Raw genomic sequence first — 25522 nt, forward strand, 5'->3', positions numbered from 1 at the left:
CCGCTCAGGCGGACAACAATTGCCAGGCCAGGCGGGCCGCCGCGCGGGCGCCGTGACCATCGATGTCGAACCGCGGGTTGTACTCCGCCATGTCGGCCAGCCGCAGCTTGCCGCTGGACTTGACCCGCAGCACGATCTCCTCCACCACCGCCATCGGCACCCCGTACGGCGCCGGCGCCGACACGCCCGGCATCACCGCCGCCGGCAGCACGTCCAGGTCGATGGTCAGGTACACGTGACGGGCCCGCGCCAGCAAGGCGTCGACATTGGCCAGCCGCGCCGCCAGGTGACGCTCCTGCATGTCGCGGTCCTCGACCCACACCGCGCCCACTTCGGCCGCGCGCGCATACAACGCCGGCGTATTGGCCAGCCGCGACACGCCCAGGCAGGCATATTGCAGCCCCAGCCCCTGCGCCTCGCAGTAATGCGCGATCTGGTCGAACGGCGTGCCGGAACTGCCCGGCCGGCCGGTGCGCAGGTCGAAATGCGCGTCCAGGTTCAGCACCAGCACCGGGCCTTCGTCGCCGCGCTCGGCCAGCCAGCGCGCCAGGCCCTGGAAGCTGCCCCAGGCGATCTCGTGGCCGCCGCCCAGCACCAGCGGCCGGGCGCCCTGGCCCAGCAGGCCGGCCACCGCCAGGCCCAGGCGTTCCTGCGCGTCTTCCAACTGGTCGCCCTCGCAGGCCACATCGCCCGCGTCCAGCAGGCGGGCCAGGCCATGCGCGGGCAAACCCGCCATGTATTTGCGGATCGCGGCAGGGCCGGCGGCCGCGCCGACGCGCCCCTGGTTGCGGGCCACCCCCGCATCGCAGGCAAAGCCCAGCAACACCGCTTCACCGGCCGCCGGCGACTGGCCCGCGGCAGGCTCGACGATGTGCGCCAGGCGGCGCGTGTCGCCGCGCTCGGCGCTGTCGTCGCGCGCGGTCCACAGGCTTCTGTCCAGTTGTGCCACCGTCATGCCGCCCCCTGCCCCGCGCTCAGCACCGCCTGCAGGAACTCGCGGGTACGCGCTTCGCGCGGCTGGCTGAAGATGACCTCGGGCGCGCCCGATTCCAGGATCACGCCGCCGTCCATCACCGCCACCACGTCGGCCACGTCGCGGGCAAAGCCCATTTCGTGCGTCACGACCATCATGGTCATGCCTTCGCGCGCCAGCAGCTTCATGACCTGCAGCACTTCGCCCACCAGTTCCGGATCCAGCGCCGAGGTCGGCTCGTCGAACAGCATGACCTTGGGCTGCATCGCCAACGCACGGGCGATCGCCACGCGCTGCTTCTGGCCGCCCGACAGGCTGGCCGGCATCGCCGCCATCTTCTGCGCCAGGCCGACCTTGCGCAGCAGGTCCTCGGCCAGCGCGTTGGCTTCGTCGCGCCCCATGCCGCGCAGCGTGCGCGGCCCGACGGTGACGTTGTCCAGCACCGACAGGTGCGGAAACAGGTTGAAGCCCTGGAACACCATGCCGACCTGCATGCGCAGGCGGTTCAGCGCGGCCTCGGGCAACAATTCTCCTTCGTTCTGCAGCGTCTGGCCACAGATCTCCACGATGCCGCCCTGGGCCACTTCCAGCCCGTTGCAGCAGCGCAGCAGCGTGCTCTTGCCCGAGCCGCTGGGGCCGATCACCACCACCACCTGCGACGGCAGCACATCGAAGTCGATGCCGCGCAGCACGGCGTGGTCGCCGTAGGATTTCTGCAGGCCGCGGATGCGGATCATTTCTTGCGGATTCACGGCGTTCATTGCACCATCCCCCCGGCGCGCAGGCGTTGCTCGATCCTGCGCAGAATCAACATGGCGGCCGTGGTCAGGACCAGGTAGATCAGCGCCACCACCAGATAGGTTTCCAGCGAGCGGTACGACACGCTGATGATCTTCTGCCCTTCGTGCATCAGGTCATGGATGGTCAACAGCGACACCAGCGCCGAATTCTTGATCAGCGCGATGAACTCGTTGCCCAGCGGCGGGATCATGCGCACCACCGCCTGCGGCAGGATGATGATGCGCATGGCCTGGCCCGACGACATGCCCAGCGAACGCGCCGCCTCGGTCTGGCCGCGGTCGACCGACTGGATCGCGCCGCGCACGATTTCCGACACATAGGCGCCGGAATACATGCCCAGCCCCAGCACGCCGCAGGCAAACGCCGGCAGCGTCACGCCGAACTGCGGCAGGCCGAAGAACCAGATGAACAACTGCACCAGCAGCGGCGTGCCGCGAAAGAACAGCAGGTAGACGCTGCACAGGTTGTAAAGAATGCGGCGCTGCGGATTGAGACGGCCGACGCCGACCAGCAGGCCGATTACACAGCCCAGCAGCAAGGCGCCGGCGGTCACCTCGACGGTGACCACCGCGCCGCGCAGCAGCGCGTCGAAATCGGCGAAGACGGGAGCGAAATCCAGGTTCATTTGGCGGGCGCCTCGAACCACTTGTTGACGATGGCCTGATACGTGCCATCGGCCTTGATCTTCTTGAGCGCTTCATTCAGGCCGCGCGTCAGCTCCGGCTTGCTCTTGGGCACGGCGATACCGTAATCCTCGGTCGTGATCTGGTCGGCCAGCACCGTCAGGTCGGTGGTGCTCTGGGCGAACAGCTTGGCGGCCGGCTTGCCGGTCACGGCGGCATCGGCGCGGCCGATCTGCACCAGGTTGAACATCTCCTGGTTCTTCTCGACCTCGACGCGCTGCACCGCCGGGAAGTGTTCTTTCAGGTAGTTGACCGACTTGGTGCCGACCTGCACCGAGACCTTGCGGCCGTCCAGGTCCTTCAGGGTCTTGACCGGGCCGTCCTTCTTGGTCAGCACCACCAGGCCGCCGGCATAGTACGGGTCGGTGAAGTCCACCACCTTGCTGCGCTCGGGCGTGATGTAAATGGCCGACACCGCGATGTCGGCGCGGCCGGCCTGCAGCGCGGGAATCAGGCCCTTGAAGTCGATGTCGATCCATTCGATCTTCTTGCCCATGGCGGCGGCCAGGGCTTCGACCAGATCGATGTCAAAGCCGGTGCGCTTGCCATCCTTGACGAACTCCATGGGCGGGAAGGTGGCGTCGGTCACGGCGCGGATGGTTTCCTGGGCGTGGGCGGTGCCCAGGTTCCAGGCCAGGCCCAGGGTCAGGGCGGCGGTCAGCAGGGTGCGGCGAGTAGTCATGGCGAATCCTGAAAGAAGTAAGTGAAGGCGGATACGAACAGCGATACGGCGTCTAGAGATGAAGCGGGAGTGGCGGGTACAGCAAGGAATCCGGGTACGGGCGGCGTCAATGCGCCTGGAGCTTGCCCGAGATGCGGCGGGCGGCGGCCACGGTCAGGTCGATGAAGGCCTGCGGCCGCTGGGCCGCGCGGGTGGAAGGCGCCATCAGCGTGATCGAGGCCACCGCCTGATTGGCGCGCTGGAAGATCGGCACGCTCACCCCCCAGACCCCGGCATCGACTTCGCTGTCGGTCACGGCATAGCCCTGGGCGCGGATGGCCTCCAATTCGTCGGCCAGGCGCGCCGGGTCCACGCCCGACTCCCTGGCCAGCACCGTCAGGGCGGCCTGCAAGCGCGCCGCCGGCATGAAGGCCAGCAGCGACTTGGCCGAGGCGCCGCGCGCCAGCGGCAGGCCGCGCCCTTTGGTGAATGAACACCGCAACGGATGCTGGCTTTCGACCATGTCCAGGCACACCGCCTGGTCCTTGACCGCCACCAGCAGGCCGATGGTCTCGCCCGACGCGGCGGCCAGCGCCGCCATGTCCGGCTGTGCTTCGTGGATCAGGAAGGACGACTGGTCAAAGCCCCAGGCCAGTTGCACGCACAACGGGCCGGGACCGTATTCGCCCTCGTGCTCGCCGACAAAACCCCAGCGCTTGAGCAACGCCACCTGCCGATACAGGGTGCTTTGGGCCAGCCCGGTCTTTTCCGCCAGCGCGGCGATGCTCAAGGGGCCGTCGTGCCGGGCCAGGGTGGCCAACACATACAGCACGCGGTCCGCGCCCGCCCCGACCGACTGATCCATCACAAACACTCCTGAGTTGATGGACGCGAGATTATCAATTTATGGTGTTAAGCCATTAATTTTTTCCCATTAATTAAGAATTCACAGGGAAAACCCCAAAAAATGGCCCTCTGATCCGCGCCAGCAACCGCTCGCCGCCACCGAAACGGGTGATTCTCCCCCCTCGCCCGACCGCCCATGAAAAAACCCGCCGGGCAGGCGGGTCGGACAGGCACGCGGCGGCGGCGCGGCTCAGGGCACGGCAGGCTGATCGTAGTCGTTCAGGCGGACTCCGGAAACGCCGCCCACGCTGGGCGCTGCCTTGGGGCTGCGCGCGGGCTCGACCGGGGCCGGCGCGGGCGGCGGCGCGGCCGCCGTGCCGGCCAGACCGGTTTCGGCCGCGGGCGCGCCCGCCGCCTCCGGCGCGGTCGACGCATTGGCGCGGCGCGCCCGCTTGGCAGCCTCCTGCTGCGCGATCAAGGCCTGGAGCTCGGCGGCCAGCTTGGTCGACTTGCCGGTGGTGGCCCAATCGGATGCGTCCTGCCCTTTGGTGTCGCGTGTGGTGGGGTCGGCCCCCGCCCTCAGCAACAATTCGACCATGGCCCGATTGCCCGACAGCGCGGCCATCATCAGCGGCGTCTCGCCATGGGGCGCGGGCGCATTCACCATCGCCTTGTTGTCCAGCAGCAGCCGCGCCATCGCCAGTTGCCCCTTGGACGCGGCATAGTGCAGCGGCGTCCAGCCCAGGCGGTTGACCTGCGCGCCGCGCGCCATCAGGCTGCGGGCGCGATCGACCTGGCCGGCGATGGCCAGGTACATCAGCGGGGTCTCGCCGGCCGGATTCTCGGCATTGACGTCGGTGCGCGGATTGGCCGCCAGCACGTCGAAAACCTTCCAGGCGCCGTCCACCACCGCCCGCATCAGGGCCGGCTGGCCGTTGCGGTAGCGCACGTTGGGATCGGCGCCCTGCGCCAGCAGCTCATTGATCTCGCCCGTGTAATCGTTGGCGACATAAACCCACCAGTCCGCAGGATTGGCCGCCGCCTGGGCGGCCGGCGCCGCCATGGCGACAGACAGCGCCAGCAGCGCGCCGCGGCAGTGGGAAACAAGGCGATGACGGGAAAACGCGGTGCGGGCAGCCATGGCAATCCTGATAAATCACTTTAGATATTTAACTTCAGATTATCGCTTTATCTTACTGAAAAGATTAAAGAAATTATCGGTTGAGGCGCGTGCCACCTCGGCCACGCTGATGCCTTTCAAGTCGGCGATCTTCTCGGCCACGTGGATCACCTTGGAGGGATCGTTGAGCTTGCCGCGATACGGCACGGGCGCCAGGTACGGCGAATCGGTCTCGATCAGCAGGCGGTCCAGCGGCACCTTGGCGGCCACCTCATGCACCACGTGCGCGTTCTTGAACGTCACGATGCCGGACAACGAGATATGAAAATTCTGGTCCAGCGCGGCCTGGGCCACTTCCCAGGTCTCGGTGAAACAGTGCATCACGCCGCCGACCTCGGCCGCGCGTTCCTCGCGCAGCATGCGCACCGTGTCCTCGGCCGAGGCGCGCGTATGCACGATCAGCGGCAGCCCGGTGTCGCGGGCCGCGCGGATGTGACGGCGGAAACGCGCGCGCTGCCAGTCCAGCGGTTCGGACAGACGGTAATAGTCGAGTCCGGTCTCGCCAATCGCCACCACCTTGGGGTGGGCCGACAGGCGCGCCAATTCCTCGGGCTCGGGATCGGGCGTGTCTTCATAATCGGGATGCACCCCGACCGAGGCCCACAGATTGGGCTGCGGCTCGACCAGCGACATCAGGCCCGGCCATTCGGGCATATTGACGCTGACCACCAGGGCGTGGGTCACCTGGTTGGCGGCCATCCGTTCGAGAATCGCGGGCAGGTCGGCCGCCAGCTCGGGGAAGTTCAAATGGCAGTGTGAATCGACGTACATGAGGTTTGGATCAGGATTGGCGCGCCGCCGCGGCGGCCGCCCGGACAGGGCGGGCCGCAGCGTCACGCCGGGTTATGCCTGGCAGGATAGCACCACGCGCTGCAGCGTCGCGTGGGCGAAAAGCTTGCCATTCAGGGGGTGCGTGGCCAGCGCGCGCTGACGCGTCAGCCAACGCGCGGCTTCGGCGGCGCGCGCGGGGTTCATGCGCCGCGCCACCTCGGCCACGGCCGCCCCCAGCGCCGGAAAATAGCGCACCGGCGCGCCCGCGGCGGCCAGCATCAGGTCGGTGTACAGGCGCTGCAAGGCGTCGATCCACTCGCTGGGTGCGACCTTCTCCAGGACTTCGGCCAGGGTGCCGACGTCGGGCGCCTGGCCCTTGGCCAGGGGGCCGACCAACTGCGTCAACCACGGCGGGCAGGCGGTTTCCGCGTGCTGCGCCAGGCGCAGCGCCGCCAGCGGCGCACCGCCGGCAGCCGCTAGCCATTCACGCGCCGGCTCCACGCTCTGGTCGCGCAGCCATTGCAAGGCGGTGTCGGGGTCGGGCGCCGGCAACGGCAGGCGACGGCAGCGCGACACCAGCGTCGGCAGCAGGCGGTCGGGCGCGTCCGCCACCAGCAGGAACACCGTGTGCGGCGGCGGCTCTTCCAGCACCTTGAGCAGGGCATTGGCCGACACCACGTTCAACGCGTGCGCCGGATACAGCAGCGCCACACGCCAGCCGCCGCGATGGGTGGCGGTGTTGAACCAGGATTCCAGCGAGCGGATCTGGTCGATGCGGATTTCCTTGGACGGCGCCTTCTTGGCGGTGCCGGTGGCCGGCTCGGCCTCCTCCGACGCCTCGGCGGCGTCGGCGCCCTCCTCGACCGCCACGGCCTCGGGCCGGATGCGGCGCAGGTCCGGGTGGTTGCCGCTGGCGAACCAGGCGCAGGCGGCGCAATGGCCGCAGGCCAGGCCGTCCTGCGGCGTCTCGCACAACAGGCTGGCGGCCGCGGCCACTGCGAAATCGAGCTTGCCGATGCCGGCCAGGCCATGCACCAGCCAGGCATGGGCGAAGCGCTCGCGGTTGCCGAGCCAGGCGCGCGCCGTCTCCATCTGCCAGGGCAGGAACTGGGGCGCGCTCATGGACGGGCCGCCACCAGCTCGCGCAGCCCGGCTTCGAGCTCGGCGCGGATCTCGGGAATCGCCCGGGTCGAATCGATCACACGGATGCGGTCGGGTTCGGCCGCAGCGCGGGCCTGATAGGCCGCGCGGGTGCGCTCGAAGAAAGCCGCGCCTTCGCGCTCGAAGCGATCCGGCTCGCGGGCGTCGGCCAGGCGCGCGCGCGCCACGTCCAGCGGCACGTCAAACAGCCAGGTGCGGTCGGGCCGGCCCGCCTGCATCCAGGTTTCCAGCGCCGCCACGCGCGCGGCGCCCAGGCCGCGGCCGCCACCCTGGTAGGCATAGGTGGCGTCGGTGTAGCGGTCGCACACCACCCACGCGCCGCGCGCCAGCGCCGGCTCGATCACCTGGTGCAGGTGTTCGCAGCGCGCGGCGAACATCAGCAGGGTCTCGGTATCCAGGCCCATCGGGTCGGTCAACACCAGCGCGCGCAGCTTTTCACCCAGCGGCGTGCCGCCGGGTTCGCGCGTCGACACCACCTCCCGGCCCTGGCCGCGCAGGAAATCGGCGATCCAGCCCGTGTGCGTGCTCTTGCCGGCGCCATCCACCCCCTCCAGCGTAATGAAGCGTCCGCGTGAGGTCATGGCTGTTGTCCTTGTGCTGGCGCCGGATTGCCGTCCGGCGCGGGGGGAGAGACCGGCTCCGGTTCGGGAGCCGGCGCGGGCGGCTTGCCGGCGGGAGCCGGCCGCGCCGCCGGGGTCTGCCCCAGGATATAACGGGAAACATTGCGGTTGTGCTCGGACAGGTTCGCCGAGAACTCGCTGGTGCCGTTGCCGCGCGACACGAAAAACAGGAACTTGTGTTGCTCGGGCTGCACCGCCGCCAGCAGCGCCGCGCGGCCAGCCGCTGCGATCGGCGTGGGCGGCAGGCCCGGGCGCGTATAGGTGTTCCAGGGCGTGTCGGTCTGCAGGTCGCGCTTGCGGATGCGGCCCTGATAGTTTTCGCCCATGCCGTAGATGACCGTGGGATCGGTCTGCAGCAGCATGCCGATCTTCAGACGGTTGGTGAACACGCCCGCGACGCGGCGGCGGTCGGGGCCGTGCCCGGTCTCCTTTTCGATGATGGAGGCCAGCACCAGCGCCTCGTAGGGCGTGGACAGGGGCAGGTCCGCCTGGCGCTTGGCCCAGGTCTCATCGAGAATGCGCTGGCCTTCCTGGTAGGCGCGCCGCAACAGGTCGAAATCGGTGCTGCCCGGCGTGAAGATGTAAGTATCGGGAAAAAACATCCCTTCCGGATGCTTGACGTCCGAGCCCAGGCGTTCCATCAGGGCCTCGTCGCTGATATCGCCGAGGGTCTGCTTGATGTCCGGGTTCTCGCGCAGCGCCTGGCGGATCTGGCGGAAAGTCCAGCCTTCCAGGAAGGTGATCTGGCGCTGGGTCATGTCGCCGCGCGCCATGCGCTCGAGCAGCAGCCAGGGCGTATCACCATTGATGGCCTGGTAGCCGCCGGCCTTGATCAGCTTGTCCTGCTCGGACAGGCGCGCCATCCAGACGAAACCCGGTTCCCACATCGGTACCCCGGCGGCGTTCAAGGCGCGCGCGACGGTGCGCGGGCTGCTGCCCGGGTCCACCACGAAATCGATCCTGTCGGCCGCCAGGTGCAGGGGCCGGTGCATCCAGTGCCAGGCCGCGCCCGCCGCCGCGGCGGCGGCCAGCACGATGAGCAGGAGGAACCACAGGACATAAAAACGGAGTCGCTTCTTCATAAGTGGGGGAAGTTTAATGGATCGCGCGGCCCTCTCGCGACAAAACCAGGGCCGGAGTGTGTCGCGCACCCCTTTGCCGCGCGCGGGCATGGACCTGCCAAAGAGGGAACGCAGCTATCATCAGGCCTTTGATGACGATTCACGGGCCCACGCAGCCATGCATGCTTTCTTTTCTTCGATCCCGGCGCGCGCCGAAGGTTGCGCGCAATGCGCCCCTCTGGACGACTTTGCCGTCGTCGGGGCCAGCGGCGCCGACGCACTGACCTTCCTGCACGGCCAACTGACCCAGGACGTCACCGGCCTGCCCGCCGATGCCGCCCGCCTGGCCGGCTATTGCACCGCCAAGGGCCGCCTGCTGGCCACCCTGGTCATGTGGCGGGGCGCCGACGCCGCCGAAGACGCGCCCCAGTTGTACGCCCTGGTACGCCAGGACCTGGCGGCGGCCCTGGTCAAGCGCCTGTCGATGTTCATCCTGCGCGCCAAGGCCAGGCTCGCGCCCACCGCCCTCCACGCTGCCGGCGTGCAGGCCGAGCCGGCGCAATTGGCCGCGCTCGAAGCGGCCGCGGGCGCCCTGCCGCGCGCGCCCTGGCAACGCGCCGAATTGCCCTCGGGTACCTGGATCGCCGCGCCCGCGGCCGGCGCCGCGCTGCGCTGGTGGTGGATCGCCTCGGACGCGCAACTGGCCGCCGCCGCGCCACTGGCCGCCGTCCTCGGCCGGGCGCCGGCCGGCCAATGGCACGCCGCCGACCTGGCGGCCGGCATCCCCTGGATCACCAGCCCGACTCAGGACGTCTTCATTCCGCAAACGGTCAACCTGGACCTGATCCAGGGCGTCAGCTTCACCAAGGGCTGTTATCCCGGCCAGGAAGTGGTGGCGCGCAGCCACTACCGCGGCACGGTGAAACGCCGCATGGCCTACGGCACCCTTGCCGGCGCCGACGCGGACGGCGCGCCGCTGGCTGGCCAGGACGTGTTCGACGCCACCCAGCCAGGCGAGCCCGTGGGCCGCATCGTCGACGCGGCCCGCGCCGACGGCAAGGTCGCGGTGCTGTTCGAAACCACGCTGGCCGCCCTGCCGCAAGGCGACCTGCGGCTGGGCGCGGCCGACGGCCCGCGCATCGCCGCCGCCCCGCTGCCCTACGCGATCACGCCGTAGCGCCGGGGCGGTGTCAGACCACGGTGCCGAACACGGCACCGACACCGGCCGTTACCGCCATCGCCAGCGCCCCCAATATCGTCACCCGCAACGCCGCCGGCCCCTTGGGGGCGCCACCGGCCCTGGCCGCCAGCGCCCCCAGACAGGCCAGACAGGCCACCGACGCGCCAATCACCCAACCGATCAGCGACGGCATCGGCACCAGCGCCGCCACCGCCAACGGCAATGCCGCGCCACCGGCGAACGACGCCGCCGAGGCCAGCGCCGCCTGCACCGGCCGGGCGCGGTTGTGCAGTGAAATGCCAAGCTCGTCGCGCGCATGGGCATCGAGCGCATCATGGCGCGTCAATTGCTGCGCGACCTGCTCGGCCAGATCGTGCGACAGTCCCCGTTCGACATAGATTTCGACCAGCTCTTCGAGTTCTTCGCCGGAATTGCGCTTGAGCGAACGCTGTTCCATGCGCAGATCGGCCGCCTCGATATCGGCCTGCGAGCGTACCGAGACATATTCGCCGGCGGCCATCGAGAGCGCGCCGGCCACCAGGCCGGCCAGGCCGGATGTCAGTATGGCTTCGTGCGAGGCCTGGGCCGCCGCCACCCCGGTGATGAGGCTGGCGGTGGACACGATGCCGTCATTGGCGCCCAGCACGGCGGCCCGCAGCCAGTTGCTACGAAAAATTCGATGGTGTTCTTTGGAAGGCATTGCCCGTGAACCTGTTCAAGGCGCGACAGAGCTTGCGGCGGCGGCCCGCCGCAAGCGGCTCAACGCGGCGTCACACGCACCGCGGTGAGCAAGCCTATCACGCAAAGGGCGGCCTGTTCGCCTTCATAGGCATGCACTTCGACCTGGCAGATCGACAGGCGCTTGCCGGGCTTGACCACACGGCCGCTGGCCACGTAGCGCTCGCCCTTGGCCGGCGCCAGGAAGTTCATCTTGAACTCCGAGGTCAGCACGTCCTCGCCCGGCTGGAACAGGCTGAAGGCGGCATAACCGCCGGCCGAATCGGCAATGGTGGTGGAGATGCCGGCGTGCAGGAAGCCGTTCTGCTGGCACAGGTCGGCGCGGTATGGCAGAACGATGTCCACCCTGCCCGGTTCGACCACGTCCAGGCTGGCGCCGAGCAGTTGCATGATGCTCTGCCGCTCGAAGCTGGCCCGGACCCGCCCGGCCGGGTCGACATGCGTGGCGGGCGTGACCATGTCAGTCCTGGTCGCGCTTGACCAGATTGACGATGCTGGAGAAATCCAGCCGGCCCGAGCCGCCCGCGCTGTGCAGCGAATACAGGTTGCGCGCCAGCTCGCCCAGCGGGATCGAGGCGCGCGCCGACAGCGCCGCCTCGGCCGCCAGGCCCAGGTCCTTGAGCATCAGGTCGACGCCGAAGCCGCCCGCGTAGCCCTTGGAGGCCGGAGCATGCTCCATCACCCCGGGCCAGGGGTTGTACAGCTCGGTGGCCCAATTGCGGCCCGAACTCTTGGCGATGATGTCCGACAGGACCTTGGGATCGAGGCCGTTGGCCACGCCCAGCGCCAGCGCCTCGGAAGTACCGGCCATGAGGATGCCGAGCAGCATGTTGTTGCAAATCTTGGCGACCTGACCGGCGCCGGCGGCACCAGCGTGGAAGATGTTCTTGCCCATCTTCTCCAACACCGGGCGGGCGCGCTCGAGCGCCGCGGCCTGGCCGCCGACGATGAAGGTCAGCGTGCCCGCGGCGGCGCCGCCCGTGCCGCCGGACACCGGCGCGTCGATCATGGCGATGCCACGCACCTCGGCCGCCTGCGCCACCTTGCGGGCCGACTCCGGGGCAATGGTGCTGCACTCGATCACCAGCGCGCTGGACGGAATCTTGCCCAGCAGGTCCTGGTCCAGGTACAGGCCTTCGACGTGCTTGCTGGCCGGCAGCATCGAAATCACCACCTCGGCCCCCTTGACCGCCTCGGCAGCCGAGCCCGCCGCCTTGGCGCCCGCGTCGGTCAGCACCTTGACCGCCGCCGGCACCAGGTCGAACACCGTCAGGCTGTGGCCGGCCTTGACCAGATTCAATGCCATGGGCGAGCCCATGTTGCCCAAACCGATAAACGCGATACTGCTCATGATGTCCTGTCTCCTGTTGCTATTGCTGTAGGTATGAAATCAGTGTTGCGACGCGATGCCGGCCCGCTTGGCGGCGACCGTCAGCGGCCTTCCTTGCCCAGGTCGTCCAGCGGATGCGGCTGGCCTTCGGGCCAGGGCTCCTCGAAGAACTTCTGCACCCAGGCATCGCTGGCCACGTCCAGCACCGCGGGATTCCAGCGCGGCTTCTTGTCCTTGTCGATCAGCAGCGCGCGGATGCCCTCGGCAAAGTCACCGTGCGCGGCGCAATGCAGCGCGGCGATGTACTCGGTGCGGAACACGTCGTCCAGCGACCGCAGCCGCATACGCTGCTGCAGCGCGAACGACAGCCGCAGCGAACCCGGCGAGCCGGCCAGCATGGTGCTGGCGGCGCGCGCCAGCCAAGGGTCTTCATGGTTTTTCAGCGCCGCCAGTTCCTCGTAGATCTCGTCCAACCGGTTGCCGCTGCACAGGCTGTTGATCATGAACGAGTGCTGGCGCAGATGACCGCTTTCCAGCGGCGTCTGCGGCTCGAGCGCCGTCAGGGCGCGCCGCAGCAGGCCGTCGTTGATCGAGCGCGGCGCAATCGCGTCCTCGGCGCCGCCGGCGGCCTGGCCGGCCCAGGGCTGCTCTTCGAGCGAGGCCAGCAACTTGGGCCAGTCCTCGTGGTTCAGGCGGAAATCCGCCAAGCCGGCGAAAAACGCGTCGGCGGTGTTGATCTGCGCGCCGGTCAGCGCCAGGAACACCCCGATACGGCCGGGCATGCGGTTGAGCAGCCAGCTGCCGCCCACGTCCGGGAACAGGCCGATCGAGATTTCCGGCATCGCCAGGCGCGAGCTCTCGCTGACCACGCGGTGGCTGGCCCCCATCATCAGGCCGATGCCGCCGCCCATGACGATGCCGTGGCCCCAGCACAGCACCGGCTTGGGGTAGCTGTGGATGCGGTAGTCCAGGCGATACTCGTGCTCGAAGAAACGGCGCGCGTAGGCATTGCCCCAGGCCCCCTTGCCGGCGTTCTCGGTCATGCTGCGGTACAGGCCGTGCAGATCGCCCCCGGCGCAGAAGGCCTTGTCGCCCGCCCCCTGCAACACCACCAGGGCAATCGCCGGATCGCGCGCCCAGGCGTCCAGGCGCTCGGCCAGCAGGTCGACCATCTCCAGCGACAAACCGTTCAGGGTCTGCGGCGAGTTCAGCGTCGCGATCCCGAAGCGCATTCCATTGGCGGCGGCCCTTTCTTCGAACAGCACCGGTGCATTCATCTTATGTCGGCTCCTTTTTCCAACAATTGGCGGGCGATGATCACGCGCATGATCTCGTTGGTCCCCTCCAGAATCTGATGTACGCGAGTATCGCGCACCAGACGCTCCAAGGGATAGTCCCGCAGGTAGCCGTAGCCGCCGTGGATCTGCTGGGCATCCAGGCATATCTGGAAACCCATGTCGGTGGCGAAGCGCTTGGCCATCGCACAGTAGGTGGCCGCGTCCGCCGCCCCCGCGTCCAGCTTGCAGGCCGCCAGCCGCACCATCTGGCGCGCCGCCACCAGGTGGGTGGCCATGTCCGCCAGCTTGAACTGCAGCGCCTGGAATTCCGCCAGGCGGCGGTTGAACTGGCGCCGCTCGTCCATGTAGCGGCGGGCGGCGTCAAGCGCGCCCTGGGCCGCGCCGACCGAGCAGGTGCCGATGTTGATACGGCCGCCGTCCAGGCCTTTCATGGCGATCTTGAAGCCCTCGCCCTCCTCGCCCAGCAGATTGCCGGCCGGCACGCGTACGTTCTCGAACACGATCGGACGGGTGGACTGGCTGTTCCAGCCCATCTTCTCTTCCTTGCGGCCGTAGCTGATGCCTTCGCTGTCGGCCGGCACCGCGAACGCGCTGATGCCGCCCGCGCCCTCGCCGCCGCTGCGGGCCATCACCACCAGCAGGTCGGTGTCGCCCCCGCCGGAAATGAAGGCCTTGGCGCCGTTGAGCACATAGTGGTCACCCTGGCGCTGCGCGCGGGTCGAGAGCGATGCCGCATCGGAACCCGCGCCGGGTTCGGTCAGGCAGTACGACGCCAGCTTCTGGCCGCTGGCCAGCAGCGGTCCCCAGGCCTCGCGCAGGGCCGGCTGGCCCCACTTGCCCACCATCCAGGTAGCCATGTTGTGGATCGTCAGGAACGCCGTGGTCGACGGATCGACGGCGGCCATTTCCTCGAACACCAGGGTGGCGTCCAGGCGCGGCAACCCCAGGCCGCCGATGTCCTCGCTGGCATAGATGGCGCAAAAGCCCATCTCGCCGGCGCGCGCGAATGCCTCCTTGGGAAAGATGCCCTCGGCATCCCAGCGCGCCGCGTGCGGCGCCAGTTCGCCTTCGGCGTAGTCGCGCGCGGCCTGCGCGAACGCGCGCTGCTCGTCGGTCAGTTCCAAGTCCACAGCCTGTCTCCTGATGTCATCGGTATTGTCTGTTGGCGTTGCTGCCGTCTCGTGAACGCCAACCGGGTCATTTTGACATGACGTTGACGTAAACGTAAGTGTGCGGCGCAGTCAATGTTACGCCGGAAGCGCCAGCGCGATTTGTCCCATTGATGACAATGTGGCGGCGTCCCGCCCCCGGCACCCGCGCCCGCCGCCGATGGCGGGCCCGTTCCGGTCCACCGGGCAGAGATCCGCGCCTACAGCAGCCCGGCCGGACGCACCCGCCCGTTGCGGGCGGTCTTGGCGCGGCGGTGCTCGGCGCGGCGGCGGCGCGACTCTTTCGGATCGAAACTCAAGCCGCGATAGATCTCGACCCGGTCGCCGTCGGCCAGCGGCGTGCCGGGCGCGACCGGCCGGCCGTACACGCCCACCCCCCGCTCCCAGGGCTGGACCACTGGAAAGGCCTGGGCGAAACCGCTGGCGACGAGCGCATCGGCCACGGTCGAACCGGCAGGCAGGCGCAGTTCACGCAGCCAGACCTGGGCCGGCAAGGCATAGCAGACCGACACCCCGATCTGCCCGTGGGCGCTGGCCTCACTCGCCATACTTGGCCTGCGCGCGCTTGGTGAAGGAATCGATGAAACTGGTGGCGATGCGGTTGAACACCGGCCCCACCACCATTTCCAGCGCCCGGTTGGAAAAGGCGTATTCCATGGTGAACAGCACCTTGCAGGCGTCTTCGGCCAGGGCCTGGAACTCCCAGTGCCCCTCCAGGCTGGAGAACGGCCCGTCGACCAGTTCCAGGTCGATGCGGTCGGGATAGACATGCCGGTTGCGCGTGGTGAAGCGCTGCTTCATGCCCGCGAAACTGATCAGGATGGACGCCTGCATACCGTGCTCGTCGCGGCTTTGCACCTCGGCGCCGCCACACCACGGCATGAACTCGGGGTATTTCTCCACGTCGGCCACCAGGTCGAACATCTGTGCGGCGCTGTAAGGCACCAGGACGGATCGTTGTACTTTGTGCATCGACTATCGCAAATGGCTAGAATGATAGGATTTTACCGGCACCGCGCCATCCGGGGGCGCAAGCAAGGACAGATGGGCCTTTTGGCCCCGACAAGATGAGCATTATCGATAATCGCAAGGCCTCGCACGACTACTTCATCGAAGACCGCTACGAAGCCGGCCTCGTTCTCCAGGGCTGGGAAGTCAAGGCGATCCGCGACGGGCGCGTGCAGCTCAAGGAAAGCTACGTCATCGTGCGCGATGGCGAGCTGTTCCTGCTCGGCATGCACGTCAGCCCCCTGCCCACGGCATCCACCCACATCCATCCCGACGCCATGCGCACGCGCAAGCTGCTGCTCAAGGCCGAGGAAATCAGCAAGCTGATCGGCAAGGTCGAGCAGCGCGGCTACACGTTGGTGCCGCTGAACCTGCATTACAAGAATGGCCGCATCAAGCTCGATTTCGCGCTGGGCCGCGGCAAGAAGCTCTACGACAAGCGCGACACCGCGCGCGAAAAGGACTGGCAGCGCGAGAAAGAGCGCATCATGAAGCACGACACCCGCGCCTCGCGCAAGGACGGCTGAGCGCGCCGCCGGTTCAGGCCGCCGCTGGCAACGGCGCGCGCTCGGCCAGGTTCTCGCCTGGCCCCACCACGCGATTGCGGCCGGCCTGCTTGGCGGCGTACAGCATGCGGTCGGCCCGCTCGAAAAACGCCGGCAGGTTCTCGCCCGGCAGCCAGTCGGCCACCCCGGCGCTGAAGGTATACGCGATCGTGCTGCCGCCATGCGCGCAGGGTGTGCGCCGCACCGAGTCGAGCAGCCGATGCGCCACTTCCATCACGGCATCGCTGCGCATGTCGGCGAACAGCACGCTGAATTCCTCGCCCCCCACCCGGCCCACATGGTCGCCAGTGCGCAACGTGGCCGTGGCCAGCAGGCCGAAGTGGCGCAGCACCGCATCGCCGGCGGCGTGGCCGTGCGTATCGTTGATGCGCTTGAAATGATCGATGTCCAGCAACAGCATCGACAGCGGCCGCCGCGTGCGCAGCGCCTGCGCGCAATAGCGCTCGGCCTGCAGCCACCACGCCTTGCGCGACATCAGCCCGGTCAGGAAATCGGTGCTGGCCTCGTGCTCACGATCGGCCAGCATGCGGTCGTGAATGATCATGATGGTGCCCAGCGTCAGGCACGGCATCGCCAGCACCCCCAGCGTCATGAACACGATGTTCCAGGTAGTCGGCTGCAGCAGGGAATCGGCCTGCGCCACGGAGAAGGCGAACAGCGCCGCACGCAGCGCGCAGGTCAGCCCCGAGATCATCGCCACCGACCAGGCGAAGTAATAGCTGTAGCGCGAGCGATTGGCCGGCAATCCGCGCCACACCGCCGCTGCCACCGCGAACATGAACCCCATCTGCAGCATCGACATGGCGACGATGCGCGGCGCCACTTGGCTGTCCACATAGGTGTATCCAGCCAACGCCAGCCAGGCCGCGGCGCATGCCAGCCCCATCAGGCGGCGTGGCACGCGCTGTCCCAGCAGGCGCCGGATGCCGGTGTAGTAGGCGCATAGCGCCAGGCCGATCAGCGCGTTGGGCAACATGATCGTCAGCCAGCGCGGCGCCTCGGTGGCCTGCAGCCCGAACAGGAAAAACGCCAACAGCGTGAGCAGGTTGGCGCGTATCGTCTCGCGGATCCCCGCCATGCCGCTGCGCGCCAGGGAGCCCAGCACGCATAGCGACAGCACTCCCGCCAGTACTGCAATCGACAGCAAATGCACGGGAGCGATCATGGGCGGAGCGCCTGACGGCGCGCGGTTCAGCTATTGCGGGTGGATTTGACGATGGTCATGGCCGAAGCGATCATGCCGCCCACATCCGCCAGGTTGGCCGGCAGGATCAGCGTGTTGCCTTCCTTGGCCACGTTGCCGAAGGCCTCGACGTAGCGCTCGGCCACCTTCAGGTTGACCGCTTCGTTGCCACCCGGCTGGCGCACCGCCTCGGCCACCTGGGTGATGGCCTTGGCGGTGGCCTCGGCGATCGCCAGCACCGCCGCGGCCTCGCCCTGGGCCTGGTTGATCTGCGCCTGCTTCTCGCCTTCCGAACGGGCGATGGCCGCCTCGCGTTCGCCGGTGGCGATATTGATCTGCTCCTGGCGGCGGCCTTCGGAGGCCGCGATCAGCGCGCGCTTTTCCCGCTCGGCAGTGATCTGCGCCTGCATCGAGCGCAGGATTTCATTGGGCGGCGTCAGGTCCTTGATCTCGTAGCGCAGCACCTTCACGCCCCAGTTCAGCGCCGCCTCGTCCAGCGATGAGACGATGGTGCTGTTGATGGCGTCGCGTTCCTCGAAGGTACGGTCCAGTTCCATCTTGCCGATCACCGAACGCAGCGTGGTCTGCGCCAGCTGCGTGATGGCCGAGATGTAGTTGGACGAACCGTAGGACGCGCGCATCGGGTCGGTCACCTGGAAGTACAGCACGCCGTCCACCTGCAATTGGGTGTTGTCGCGCGTGATGCAGACCTGGCTCGGCACGTCCAGCGGGATTTCCTTGAGCGAATGCTTGTACGACACGCGTTCGATGAACGGGATCACGAAACCCGCGCCCGGCGACAGTACGCGGTCGAACTTGCCCAGCCGCTCGACCACCCAGGCGTGCTGCTGGGGAACGATGGCGATCGCCTTGATAACGATCAGGATCGCCAGCGCGACGATGACGAGCAGGACGATAGTGGAAGTGTCCATCATGGTGTAGTGCCTCTTCTGGAGTGAATGCGGTGACGCGCCTGCCCGCGAAGCCAGGGCGCCTGCTGCGGCCGGCCCCGCCCAGGGCGGATCCGGGTCCTGCTTGGATCGGCCAGCGCGGTCGGTCTGGGCGACCGTCGCTGGCGGTTCCCGGGGGAAATCCCCGCTTCAGCGCGCCGCGCCAGCCGCGCCGCCCTTGGGCGTCAGGACCAGGCGCGTGCCGCGCAATTCGGTAATGATGTGCTCGCCGCCGTGGGGCGGGTGGCCGGCCGCCAGTTCCGCCTGCCAGTGCGCCCCGCGGTACCAGACCCGGGCCGTGCCGTTCTCGGCCCAGGCTTCGACATTGACGGTCTGACCGATATCCAGGTTGACATCGGCGTTGCTGGCGGCGTTGACCTCGCGCTTTTTCAGCACCCGGGTCTTGCGCAGCGCCAGCAGGCCCAGCAACAACACCACGCCGCACGCCACCAGTTGCCATTGCAGGCCGGCCAGCAGCCACGCGGCGATGCCGCCCGCGGCCAGCCCCAGAGCCACCAGCAGCAGGTAGAACGTTCCCGTCGCCAGTTCGCCGATGAGCGCCAGCGCGGCCAGCCCAAGCCAGATCCACATAGTTGAGTTTTACCTGAAAGGATGAGTCGGTCTGCGGATTGTACGTATTTCCGTGACGCAGCGGTGACGCCGAGCCGCGCCCCGCGCAATCGTGCTGGATTATGATGTGCCCTGGCGTCCCGCCGTCCTGGAACCGGACGCCCTGCATTTTCCACGCATCCCTCTCCATGACCGCTGCCATTTCCCCCGTCCGTCCCGTCCTCATCCTGCACACGGGCGACCCGGACGACACGCTCAAGCGCCAGTTCGGCGGCTATGCCGAACAACTCGCGCAGGCCTGCGGCCTGGCGCCCGAAGCCCTCGAAACCGTCGCCGTCCACAACGGCGAGCATCCGCGCGACCCGCACCACTACCGCGCCGCGCTGATCACCGGTTCGCCCGCCATGGTCAGCGACCGCGAACCCTGGAGCGAAGACGCCGCCGCCTGGCTGCGCGCGGCGGCCGCCGCCGACCTGCCCATGTTCGGCATCTGCTATGGCCACCAATTGCTGGCACATGCCCTGGGCGGCAAGGTCGGCTACAACCCGGCCGGCCGCGAGGTCGGCACCCAGACGGTCGAACTGCTGCCCGCCGCCGCCGGCGACAAGCTGCTGGCCGGCCTGCCGCCCACCTTCCCCGCCCAGATGCTGCACGCGCAGACCGTGCTGCAACTGCCGCCCGGCGCCGCCGTGCTGGCGCGTTCCGACCTGGACCCGCACCAGATGCTGCGCATCGGCCGCAATATCTTCTCGACCCAGTTCCACCCCGAATTCAGCCCCGATTTCGTGCGCGCCCACCTCGAGCGCTACGGCCGCCGCTACGCCGCCGAAAATCTCGACGTGCCCGGCCTGTCGGCCAACGTGCGGGCCACGCCGGTATCCGGCGAACTGGTGCGCCGCTTCCTGGATGCCTACGCGCCCGCCTGAGGCGGACGCGCCGGGCAACAACCGGAGTGCGGCGGCGGCCGGTTCAGGAGAACATTGCCAAAAGCGCGCCCATCGGCGCGCTCCAGGAGCCTGACATGAGCCACCCCGCCGCCTTGAGCCAACAGCACGCCGCCGCCGTCGAACGCGCCTGCCGGGCGCTGGAGGCCGAACAGCCCCCCGACCTGAACACGCTGGCCGAGCAGGCCGGCATGAGCCGCTTCCACTTTCATCGCATCTTCAAGGCGGCCACCGGCATCACGCCCAAGGCCTACGCCAACGCGCTGCGCGCCGAGCGCGCCCGCCAGCAACTGCGGCAAAGCCCCAGCGTCACCGATGCCATGTACGGCGCCGGCTTCAATTCCAGCGGCCGCTTCTACGAGGCCGCCCCCGCCATCCTGGGCATGACGCCCACCGCCTTCCGCAAGGACGGCGAAGGCGTCGAGATCCGCTTCGCGGTCGGCCAGTGCACGCTCGGCGCGCTGCTGGTCGCGGCCAGCGACACCGGCATCTGCGAAATCGCGTTGCACGAAGACCCCGAGCAACTGGTGCGCAACCTGCAGGACCGCTTCAAGGCCGCCCGGCTGATCGGCGCCGACCGTGAGTTCGAGCAATGGATGGCGGCGGTGGTCGGCTTCGTCGAGAACCCCTCGGTCGGCCTGCACCTGCCGCTGGACGTGCGCGGCACCGCTTTCCAGCGCCGCGTCTGGGAAGCGCTGCGCGAGATCCCGGTGGGCGCCACCGTCACCTACACCGACATCGCCGAGCGCATCGGCTCGCCACGGTCGGTGCGCGCGGTGGCGCGCGCCTGCGCCACCAACAACATCGCGCTGGCGATCCCCTGCCACCGCGTGGTGCGCACCGACGGCTCGCTGGCCGGCTACCGCTGGGGCATCGAACGCAAGCGCGAACTGATCGAGCGCGAAGCCAGGGCGGCCTGAATCCGGCGCCACGCGGCGCCCCCTTCCTCCGGCGGCGCCACGCCCTCCGCTCCGCCGCTATGCGAGTCGCTGCCCCCAAGGGGGCGTTCCTGCCTTGGGGCGGCTCGGCGAAAAAAAAAGCCCGCGCCATGCCTGGCGCGGGCTTCTTGCATGCGGACCGGCGATTACTTCGCCAGGCGCTGCCAGGTATCGACCACGGTGTCCGGGTTCAGCGACATCGACAGGATGCCTTCATCCTTGAGCCACTGCGCGAAGTCCGGGTGATCGCTGGGGCCCTGGCCGCAGATGCCGACGTACTTGTTGGCCGCCAGGCAGGCCTTGATCGCGCGGCGCAGCATGAACTTGACGGCCTCGTCGCGTTCGTCGAAATCGGCCGCCAGCAGTTCCATGCCGGAGTCGCGGTCCAGACCCAGGGTCAGCTGGGTCATGTCGTTCGAACCGATCGAGAAGCCGTCGAAGTACTGCAGGAACTCGTCGGCCAGGATGGCGTTGGACGGCACTTCGCACATCATGATCAGCTTCAGGCCGTTCTCGCCGCGCGCCAGGCCATGCTTGGCGAGCAGGTTGACCACCTTTTCCGCCTGGCCCAGGGTGCGCACGAACGGCACCATGATCTCGACGTTGGTCAGGCCCATGTCATCGCGCACCTTCTTGAGCGCTTCGCATTCCATGCGGAAGCACTCGGCGAAGTCGTCGGCGATGTAGCGCGAGGCGCCGCGGAAGCCCAGCATCGGGTTCTCTTCCTCGGGTTCGTAGCGCGAACCGCCCACCAGCTTGCGGTACTCATTGGACTTGAAGTCCGACATGCGCACGATCACGGGCTTGGGGTAGAACGCCGCCGCGATGGTGGCCACGCCTTCGGCCATCTTCTCGACGAAGAAGGCGCGCGGGCTGGCATGGCCGCGGGCGGCCGATTCCACCGCCTTCTTGAGCTCGCCGTCGACGTTCGGGTAGTCCAGCACCGCCTTCGGGTGGATGCCGATGTTGTTGTTGATGATGAATTCCAGGCGCGCCAGGCCGACGCCGCCGTTGGGAATCTGGGCGAAGTCGAACGCCAGTTGGGGGTTGCCCACGTTCATCATGATCTTCAGGTCGATGGCCGGCATTTCGCCGCGACGCACTTCCTCGACCTCGGTCTCGATCAGGCCGTCATAGATACGGCCTTCGTCGCCCTCGGCGCACGACACGGTCACGGCCTGGCCTTCCTTGAGCACATCGGTGGCGTTGCCGCAACCGACCACGGCCGGAATGCCCAGCTCGCGCGCGATGATGGCCGCGTGGCAGGTCCGGCCGCCACGGTTGGTCACGATCGCCGAGGCGCGCTTCATGACGGGTTCCCAGTTGGGATCGGTCATGTCGGTGACCAGCACGTCGCCGGGCTGCACCTTGTCCATGTCGGAGATGTCGCCGACTACGCGCACCGGGCCCGAGCCGATCTTCTGGCCGATGGCGCGGCCGGTGATCAGGACCTGGCCGGTGGCCTTCAGGCGGTAGCGCTGCTGCACGTCATTGGCGCCCTGCTGCGACTTCACCGTTTCCGGGCGCGCCTGCAGGATGTAGATCTTGCCGTCGACGCCGTCGCGGCCCCACTCGATGTCCATGGGACGGCCGTAGTGCTTCTCGATGATGACGGCGTAGCGGGCCAGCTCGATGACTTCGTCGTCGGTCAGCGAATAGCGGTTGCGCTCGGACACCGGCACGTCGACCGTGCGCACGGCGCGGCCTTCCGGACGCTCGGGATCGAATTCCATCTTGATCAGCTTGGAACCGATGCGACGGCCGACGATGGGGAAATGGCCCTGGGCCAGCGTGGGCTTGAAGACGTAGAACTCGTCGGGGTTGACGGCGCCCTGCACCACGGTTTCGCCCAGGCCGTACGACGAGGTGATGAACACCACATCCTCGAAGCCCGATTCGGTGTCGATGGTGAACATCACGCCGGCGCTGCCCTTGTCCGAGCGCACCATGCGCTGGATGCCGGCCGACAGGGCCACATCGGCGTGGGCATAGCCCTTGTGCACGCGGTAGGAGATGGCGCGGTCGTTGTAGAGCGAGGCGAACACGTGGCGGATCTTGTCCAGCACGTCGTCGATGCCGACCACGTTCAGGAAGGTTTCCTGCTGGCCGGCGAACGAGGCGTCGGGCAGGTCTTCGGCGGTGGCGGACGAGCGCACCGCGAACGAACCCTTGCCGTCGGCGTCGAGCTTGGCGAAGGCGTCGCGGATCTGGGTTTCGAATTCGGTCGAGAACGGCGCCTCGATGATCCATTGGCGGATCTGCGCGCCGGCGTTGGCCAGCTCGCGCACGTCTTCAGGGTTCAGGGTGGTCAGGCGTTCGGCGATGCGCTTGTCCAGGCCGGAGGCCTTGAGAAAGTCGCGGAAGGCGTCAGCGGTCGTGGCAAAGCCGCCCGGCACGCGGACACCCGCGCCAGACAGCTGGCTGATCATTTCGCCTAATGATGCGTTCTTGCCTCCTACCGAGTCCACGTCCGTCATGCGGAGCTGCTCGAACAAAACAACATACGACATTGAAGTCACCTTTTACAATGGAATGAAAGCGAGTTTGGTCAATGCAGATTCGGCGCCGGCTACCGCCCGGCATTCGCCGATCCGCCTGCGCTGACCAAACTGGCCTTGGACCGCCCTTGGGGTGACTTATAGGGGCCTGATTGTACTCGGAGGAGCACATCCGGCCATCCGCCTGGTTGGAATTTTTACATATGACATCTACCCCGATCGTACGCACGGTATACATCGTTTCCGACAGTACCGGCATCACCGCGGAAACCTTCAGCCAATCGGTGCTTTCCCAGTTCGAGCAAATCGATTTCAAGCCCGTGCGGCTGCCGTTTGTCGACACGCTGGAAAAAGCCGCCGAAGTGGCCATGCGCATCGACCGCAGCGCCCAGGAGGCCGGCGTGCCGCCGATCGTCTTCAGCACCCTGGTCAACCCCGACATCCTGGCGCGAGTTCGCCAGGCGAACGGCATTTTCCTGGATCTGTTCGGCACCTTCGTCAGCCACATCGAGCAGGCGCTGGGCCTGAAATCCAGCCACTCCATCGGCCGCTCGCACATGCAGGCCAATTCGGAAAAGTACCGCAACCGGATCGACGCCATCAACTTCAGCCTGGCGCATGACGATGGCCAGTTCGTCAACCAGCTCGACCAGGCCGACGTCATCCTGGTGGGCGTGTCGCGCTGCGGCAAGACCCCGACCAGCCTGTACCTGGCCATGCAGTACGCGATCAAGGCCGCCAACTTCCCCCTCACCCCGGATGACTTCGAGCGCGGCGTCCTGCCTTCGACCATCGCGCCGCACCGCGCCAAGCTGTTCGGCCTGTCGATCCAGCCCGAGCGCCTGGCCGAGGTCCGCAACGAACGTCGCCCCAACAGCCGCTACGCGCAACTGGAGCAATGCCGCTACGAAGTGGCCGAGGCCGAGCGCATGATGCGCCGCGAAGGCATTTCCTGGCTGTCCACCACCACCAAGTCGATCGAGGAGATCTCGACCACGGTGCTGCAGGAAGTCGGCCTGGATCGCGGCTGAAAACGCCAAGGGCGCGCTGGCGGCGCGCCCTTGGCGGGTGCAAAGCGGGCCGCCCGGCGGCGGTCAGCGGCGCAGCTTGACGCGCTCGCGCGAGCCGGCGCCCCAATACTTCAGCGGCGCCATTTCCTGCTGCGCCAGCGTTTCCGAGTCTTCCATCCGCATGACCTGGGTGCCCACGCTGGAAGAATTGCCGCCCACGCCTTCGATGCTCAGGCGCACGTAGCGCGTCTGCCCCGGCGCCAGATCGAAGGTCACGAATTCGTTTTCACGCATCGTGTCGACGCGATAGGTGCCCGCCGGACGATTGATGAAGAAAAAGCTGCCCGGCTTGGAACGCCCCACCTTGGTGCCGTTGACACGCAGGTACGGTTGGCTCGACAACACGCTGCCAGGCGCTGGCGGCTGGTAGAAATAAATCCGGCCGGTATCCGGCACCATGACGGGAATGTTCGCCGCCACGTCCCGGTAACGGGCGCCGCCGCAACCCGCCAACACCCCCACCGCGATCGCGGCGGCAGCCAGCATCCTGATTCCGCGCTTCATTCGTACAGCTCTCCTGTGATGCGGTTACGCACACTGCGCGTCAGCGCTGGGCACGAACCTGTTTATATTCATTGACGCATGCCCACCGGCAGCGCCACTGGACGAGTCAGCTCGACATAGCCGCGTTCGCCTGGCAAATAACACCCCACCCACTGGCCCGAAGAGGCCACCAGATAGGCTTCGGTTTTCCTGGGGGCCCTGACCACGAACTGCGCCCCCAGGGGCCGATAGACATCCCCTTGCGCAATGGCGCCCACGCGCCGCCATTGCGAAGCGGCCGGCAGCGTCACCTTGGCATCGGCCGGTAGCGCGCCCACCACGGCCCGGGACAGCTGGATCACGCTGCCAGGCTCTGCCGCCGCGACCGGCACCAGGCTGGCCGGCTCGGGCTTGCCGGATGCGCAGCCACCCAACACCATCAGGCTCAGGCTCGCGGCCACCATCACGCGGCCCACGCGGCGAGTCGATGATTGGCCAATGACCGGCGACGACCTCATGGAACACCTCGGGTTGGCAAAATGTGTAAGTATATATATCAATAGCACCGTTTTTCGCGGTCGCGCCAGCCCGCGCCCCAATAAGGCAGGCCGGCCATGTCCTGCCGGGCCGTCTCGGCCGATTCCTCCAGCCGCAGCGCTTGCGTGCCGCTGACAATGCCGGTGCGCACATAGCGGGCCTGCCCGGCTTCCAGCGGCACCGGCAGCGCGGCGGCCGACATCACAAGCATCCTTACAAGCTCCATGCGGACTCCTGGGTAGCCATGGCCCGACGCCGGAAACGGGTTCCGGATCATGAATATCGCGAGAGTATAAGCGGGGT

The 25522-nt window shown here is 67.8% G+C and carries 29 protein-coding genes; 5 read left to right on the plus strand and 24 right to left on the minus strand.

Annotation, left to right across the window (positions count from 1 at the left end; all coding sequences use genetic code 11):
- Positions 1–4: 4 nt before the first annotated feature.
- The 10 genes from hutG to mltG form a co-directional block, all read right to left on the minus strand.
- Positions 5–955 (minus strand): formimidoylglutamase, encoded by a 951-nt coding sequence (gene hutG / locus K2W61_RS24135; protein WP_175140064.1) that lies wholly within the window; start codon positions 953–955, stop codon positions 5–7.
- Positions 952–1734, minus strand: a complete 783-nt coding sequence (locus tag K2W61_RS24140; protein ID WP_272909344.1) for an amino acid ABC transporter ATP-binding protein — start codon at positions 1732–1734, stop codon at positions 952–954. Before K2W61_RS24140 ends, hutG begins: the two co-directional genes overlap by 4 nt.
- Positions 1731–2399, minus strand: coding sequence for an amino acid ABC transporter permease (locus K2W61_RS24145; RefSeq protein WP_175135123.1), 669 nt, complete (start codon positions 2397–2399; stop codon positions 1731–1733). The genes K2W61_RS24140 and K2W61_RS24145 overlap by 4 nt, the downstream gene beginning before the upstream one ends.
- Positions 2396–3139 (minus strand): transporter substrate-binding domain-containing protein, encoded by a 744-nt coding sequence (locus K2W61_RS24150; RefSeq protein ID WP_175135122.1) that lies wholly within the window; start codon positions 3137–3139, stop codon positions 2396–2398. The genes K2W61_RS24145 and K2W61_RS24150 overlap by 4 nt, the downstream gene beginning before the upstream one ends.
- Positions 3140–3245: 106 nt before the next feature.
- The gene (locus K2W61_RS24155) at positions 3246–3983 is read right to left on the minus strand and encodes an IclR family transcriptional regulator (RefSeq protein ID WP_272909345.1); all 738 of its coding nucleotides are present in this window, start codon (positions 3981–3983) and stop codon (positions 3246–3248) included.
- A 231-nt stretch (positions 3984–4214) separates the two neighbouring features.
- Positions 4215–5105 (minus strand): ankyrin repeat domain-containing protein, encoded by an 891-nt coding sequence (locus K2W61_RS24160; RefSeq protein ID WP_419761620.1) that lies wholly within the window; start codon positions 5103–5105, stop codon positions 4215–4217.
- A gap of 39 nt (positions 5106–5144) precedes the next feature.
- On the minus strand, positions 5145–5915 hold the full coding sequence (locus K2W61_RS24165; protein ID WP_175135119.1) for a TatD family hydrolase: 771 nt from the start codon (positions 5913–5915) through the stop codon (positions 5145–5147).
- A 72-nt stretch (positions 5916–5987) separates the two neighbouring features.
- A complete protein-coding gene (gene holB, locus K2W61_RS24170; RefSeq protein WP_175140066.1) occupies positions 5988–7037 on the minus strand; it encodes a DNA polymerase III subunit delta' in 1050 nt (349 codons plus the stop codon).
- On the minus strand, positions 7034–7657 hold the full coding sequence (gene tmk, locus K2W61_RS24175; RefSeq protein WP_175135117.1) for a dTMP kinase: 624 nt from the start codon (positions 7655–7657) through the stop codon (positions 7034–7036). Before tmk ends, holB begins: the two co-directional genes overlap by 4 nt.
- Positions 7654–8778, minus strand: coding sequence for an endolytic transglycosylase MltG (gene mltG, locus K2W61_RS24180; protein ID WP_175135116.1), 1125 nt, complete (start codon positions 8776–8778; stop codon positions 7654–7656). The genes tmk and mltG overlap by 4 nt, the downstream gene beginning before the upstream one ends.
- 157 nt (positions 8779–8935) lie before the next feature.
- On the opposite strand from mltG, the gene ygfZ reads away from it, so the two are divergent.
- The gene (gene ygfZ / locus K2W61_RS24185; RefSeq protein WP_236756733.1) at positions 8936–9934 is read left to right on the plus strand and encodes a CAF17-like 4Fe-4S cluster assembly/insertion protein YgfZ; all 999 of its coding nucleotides are present in this window, start codon (positions 8936–8938) and stop codon (positions 9932–9934) included.
- A 13-nt stretch (positions 9935–9947) separates the two neighbouring features.
- On the opposite strand, the gene K2W61_RS24190 is transcribed toward ygfZ, so the two are convergent.
- The 7 genes from K2W61_RS24190 to K2W61_RS24220 form a co-directional block, all read right to left on the minus strand.
- Positions 9948–10637: a VIT1/CCC1 transporter family protein gene (locus K2W61_RS24190; RefSeq protein WP_175135114.1), complete on the minus strand. Its 690-nt coding sequence runs from the start codon at positions 10635–10637 to the stop codon at positions 9948–9950.
- Between the two features lie 59 nt (positions 10638–10696).
- Positions 10697–11134, minus strand: a complete 438-nt coding sequence (locus tag K2W61_RS24195) for a PaaI family thioesterase (protein WP_175135113.1) — start codon at positions 11132–11134, stop codon at positions 10697–10699.
- A gap of 1 nt (position 11135) precedes the next feature.
- Positions 11136–12026, minus strand: coding sequence for a 3-hydroxyisobutyrate dehydrogenase (gene mmsB, locus K2W61_RS24200; RefSeq protein WP_175135112.1), 891 nt, complete (start codon positions 12024–12026; stop codon positions 11136–11138).
- A gap of 80 nt (positions 12027–12106) precedes the next feature.
- Complete coding sequence (locus tag K2W61_RS24205; RefSeq protein WP_175135111.1) at positions 12107–13282, minus strand: enoyl-CoA hydratase/isomerase family protein; 1176 nt, start codon at positions 13280–13282, stop codon at positions 12107–12109.
- Positions 13279–14433 (minus strand): acyl-CoA dehydrogenase family protein, encoded by a 1155-nt coding sequence (locus K2W61_RS24210; protein ID WP_175135110.1) that lies wholly within the window; start codon positions 14431–14433, stop codon positions 13279–13281. Before K2W61_RS24210 ends, K2W61_RS24205 begins: the two co-directional genes overlap by 4 nt.
- A 239-nt stretch (positions 14434–14672) precedes the next feature.
- Positions 14673–15020, minus strand: coding sequence for an RnfH family protein (locus K2W61_RS24215; protein ID WP_236756734.1), 348 nt, complete (start codon positions 15018–15020; stop codon positions 14673–14675).
- Positions 15010–15444 carry a type II toxin-antitoxin system RatA family toxin gene (locus K2W61_RS24220; RefSeq protein ID WP_175135108.1) on the minus strand — a complete coding sequence of 145 codons (435 nt, stop codon included), beginning with the start codon at positions 15442–15444 and terminating at the stop codon, positions 15010–15012. The genes K2W61_RS24215 and K2W61_RS24220 overlap by 11 nt, the downstream gene beginning before the upstream one ends.
- A 95-nt stretch (positions 15445–15539) precedes the next feature.
- Here K2W61_RS24220 and smpB point away from each other — a divergent pair, with 95 nt between their 5' ends.
- The gene (smpB, locus tag K2W61_RS24225; protein ID WP_175135107.1) at positions 15540–16007 is read left to right on the plus strand and encodes an SsrA-binding protein SmpB; all 468 of its coding nucleotides are present in this window, start codon (positions 15540–15542) and stop codon (positions 16005–16007) included.
- Between the two features lie 13 nt (positions 16008–16020).
- Here smpB and K2W61_RS24230 read toward each other — a convergent pair whose 3' ends face one another.
- From K2W61_RS24230 to K2W61_RS24240, 3 genes are all read right to left on the minus strand, one after another.
- Complete coding sequence (locus K2W61_RS24230; RefSeq protein ID WP_175135106.1) at positions 16021–17211, minus strand: GGDEF domain-containing protein; 1191 nt, start codon at positions 17209–17211, stop codon at positions 16021–16023.
- A gap of 26 nt (positions 17212–17237) precedes the next feature.
- Positions 17238–18164, minus strand: coding sequence for an SPFH domain-containing protein (locus tag K2W61_RS24235; protein WP_175135105.1), 927 nt, complete (start codon positions 18162–18164; stop codon positions 17238–17240).
- Positions 18165–18329: 165 nt separating this feature from the next.
- Complete coding sequence (locus K2W61_RS24240) at positions 18330–18770, minus strand: NfeD family protein (protein WP_236756735.1); 441 nt, start codon at positions 18768–18770, stop codon at positions 18330–18332.
- 167 nt (positions 18771–18937) lie between these two features.
- On the opposite strand from K2W61_RS24240, the gene K2W61_RS24245 reads away from it, so the two are divergent.
- Positions 18938–19675 (plus strand): glutamine amidotransferase, encoded by a 738-nt coding sequence (locus tag K2W61_RS24245; protein ID WP_236756736.1) that lies wholly within the window; start codon positions 18938–18940, stop codon positions 19673–19675.
- Between the two features lie 95 nt (positions 19676–19770).
- Positions 19771–20613, plus strand: a complete 843-nt coding sequence (locus K2W61_RS24250; protein WP_175140071.1) for a bifunctional transcriptional activator/DNA repair enzyme AdaA — start codon at positions 19771–19773, stop codon at positions 20611–20613.
- Positions 20614–20777: 164 nt separating this feature from the next.
- Here K2W61_RS24250 and ppsA read toward each other — a convergent pair whose 3' ends face one another.
- The gene (gene ppsA / locus K2W61_RS24255) at positions 20778–23141 is read right to left on the minus strand and encodes a phosphoenolpyruvate synthase (RefSeq protein ID WP_175135102.1); all 2364 of its coding nucleotides are present in this window, start codon (positions 23139–23141) and stop codon (positions 20778–20780) included.
- Positions 23142–23332: 191 nt separating this feature from the next.
- Between ppsA and ppsR the strand changes: the two genes are divergently transcribed.
- A complete protein-coding gene (gene ppsR, locus K2W61_RS24260; RefSeq protein ID WP_175135101.1) occupies positions 23333–24160 on the plus strand; it encodes a posphoenolpyruvate synthetase regulatory kinase/phosphorylase PpsR in 828 nt (275 codons plus the stop codon).
- 63 nt (positions 24161–24223) lie between these two features.
- Here ppsR and K2W61_RS24265 read toward each other — a convergent pair whose 3' ends face one another.
- The 3 genes from K2W61_RS24265 to K2W61_RS24275 all read right to left on the minus strand — a co-directional run bounded on the left by K2W61_RS24265 (position 24224) and on the right by K2W61_RS24275 (position 25445).
- On the minus strand, positions 24224–24703 hold the full coding sequence (locus K2W61_RS24265) for a DUF2846 domain-containing protein (protein ID WP_175135100.1): 480 nt from the start codon (positions 24701–24703) through the stop codon (positions 24224–24226).
- A 68-nt stretch (positions 24704–24771) separates the two neighbouring features.
- Positions 24772–25200, minus strand: coding sequence for a hypothetical protein (locus K2W61_RS24270; RefSeq protein ID WP_236756737.1), 429 nt, complete (start codon positions 25198–25200; stop codon positions 24772–24774).
- 38 nt (positions 25201–25238) lie between these two features.
- The gene (locus tag K2W61_RS24275; RefSeq protein ID WP_175135099.1) at positions 25239–25445 is read right to left on the minus strand and encodes a hypothetical protein; all 207 of its coding nucleotides are present in this window, start codon (positions 25443–25445) and stop codon (positions 25239–25241) included.
- Between the last annotated feature and the right edge of the window lie 77 nt (positions 25446–25522).

Source organism: Achromobacter pulmonis, assembly GCF_021733725.1.
Classification (GTDB): domain Bacteria; phylum Pseudomonadota; class Gammaproteobacteria; order Burkholderiales; family Burkholderiaceae_B; genus Achromobacter; species Achromobacter pulmonis.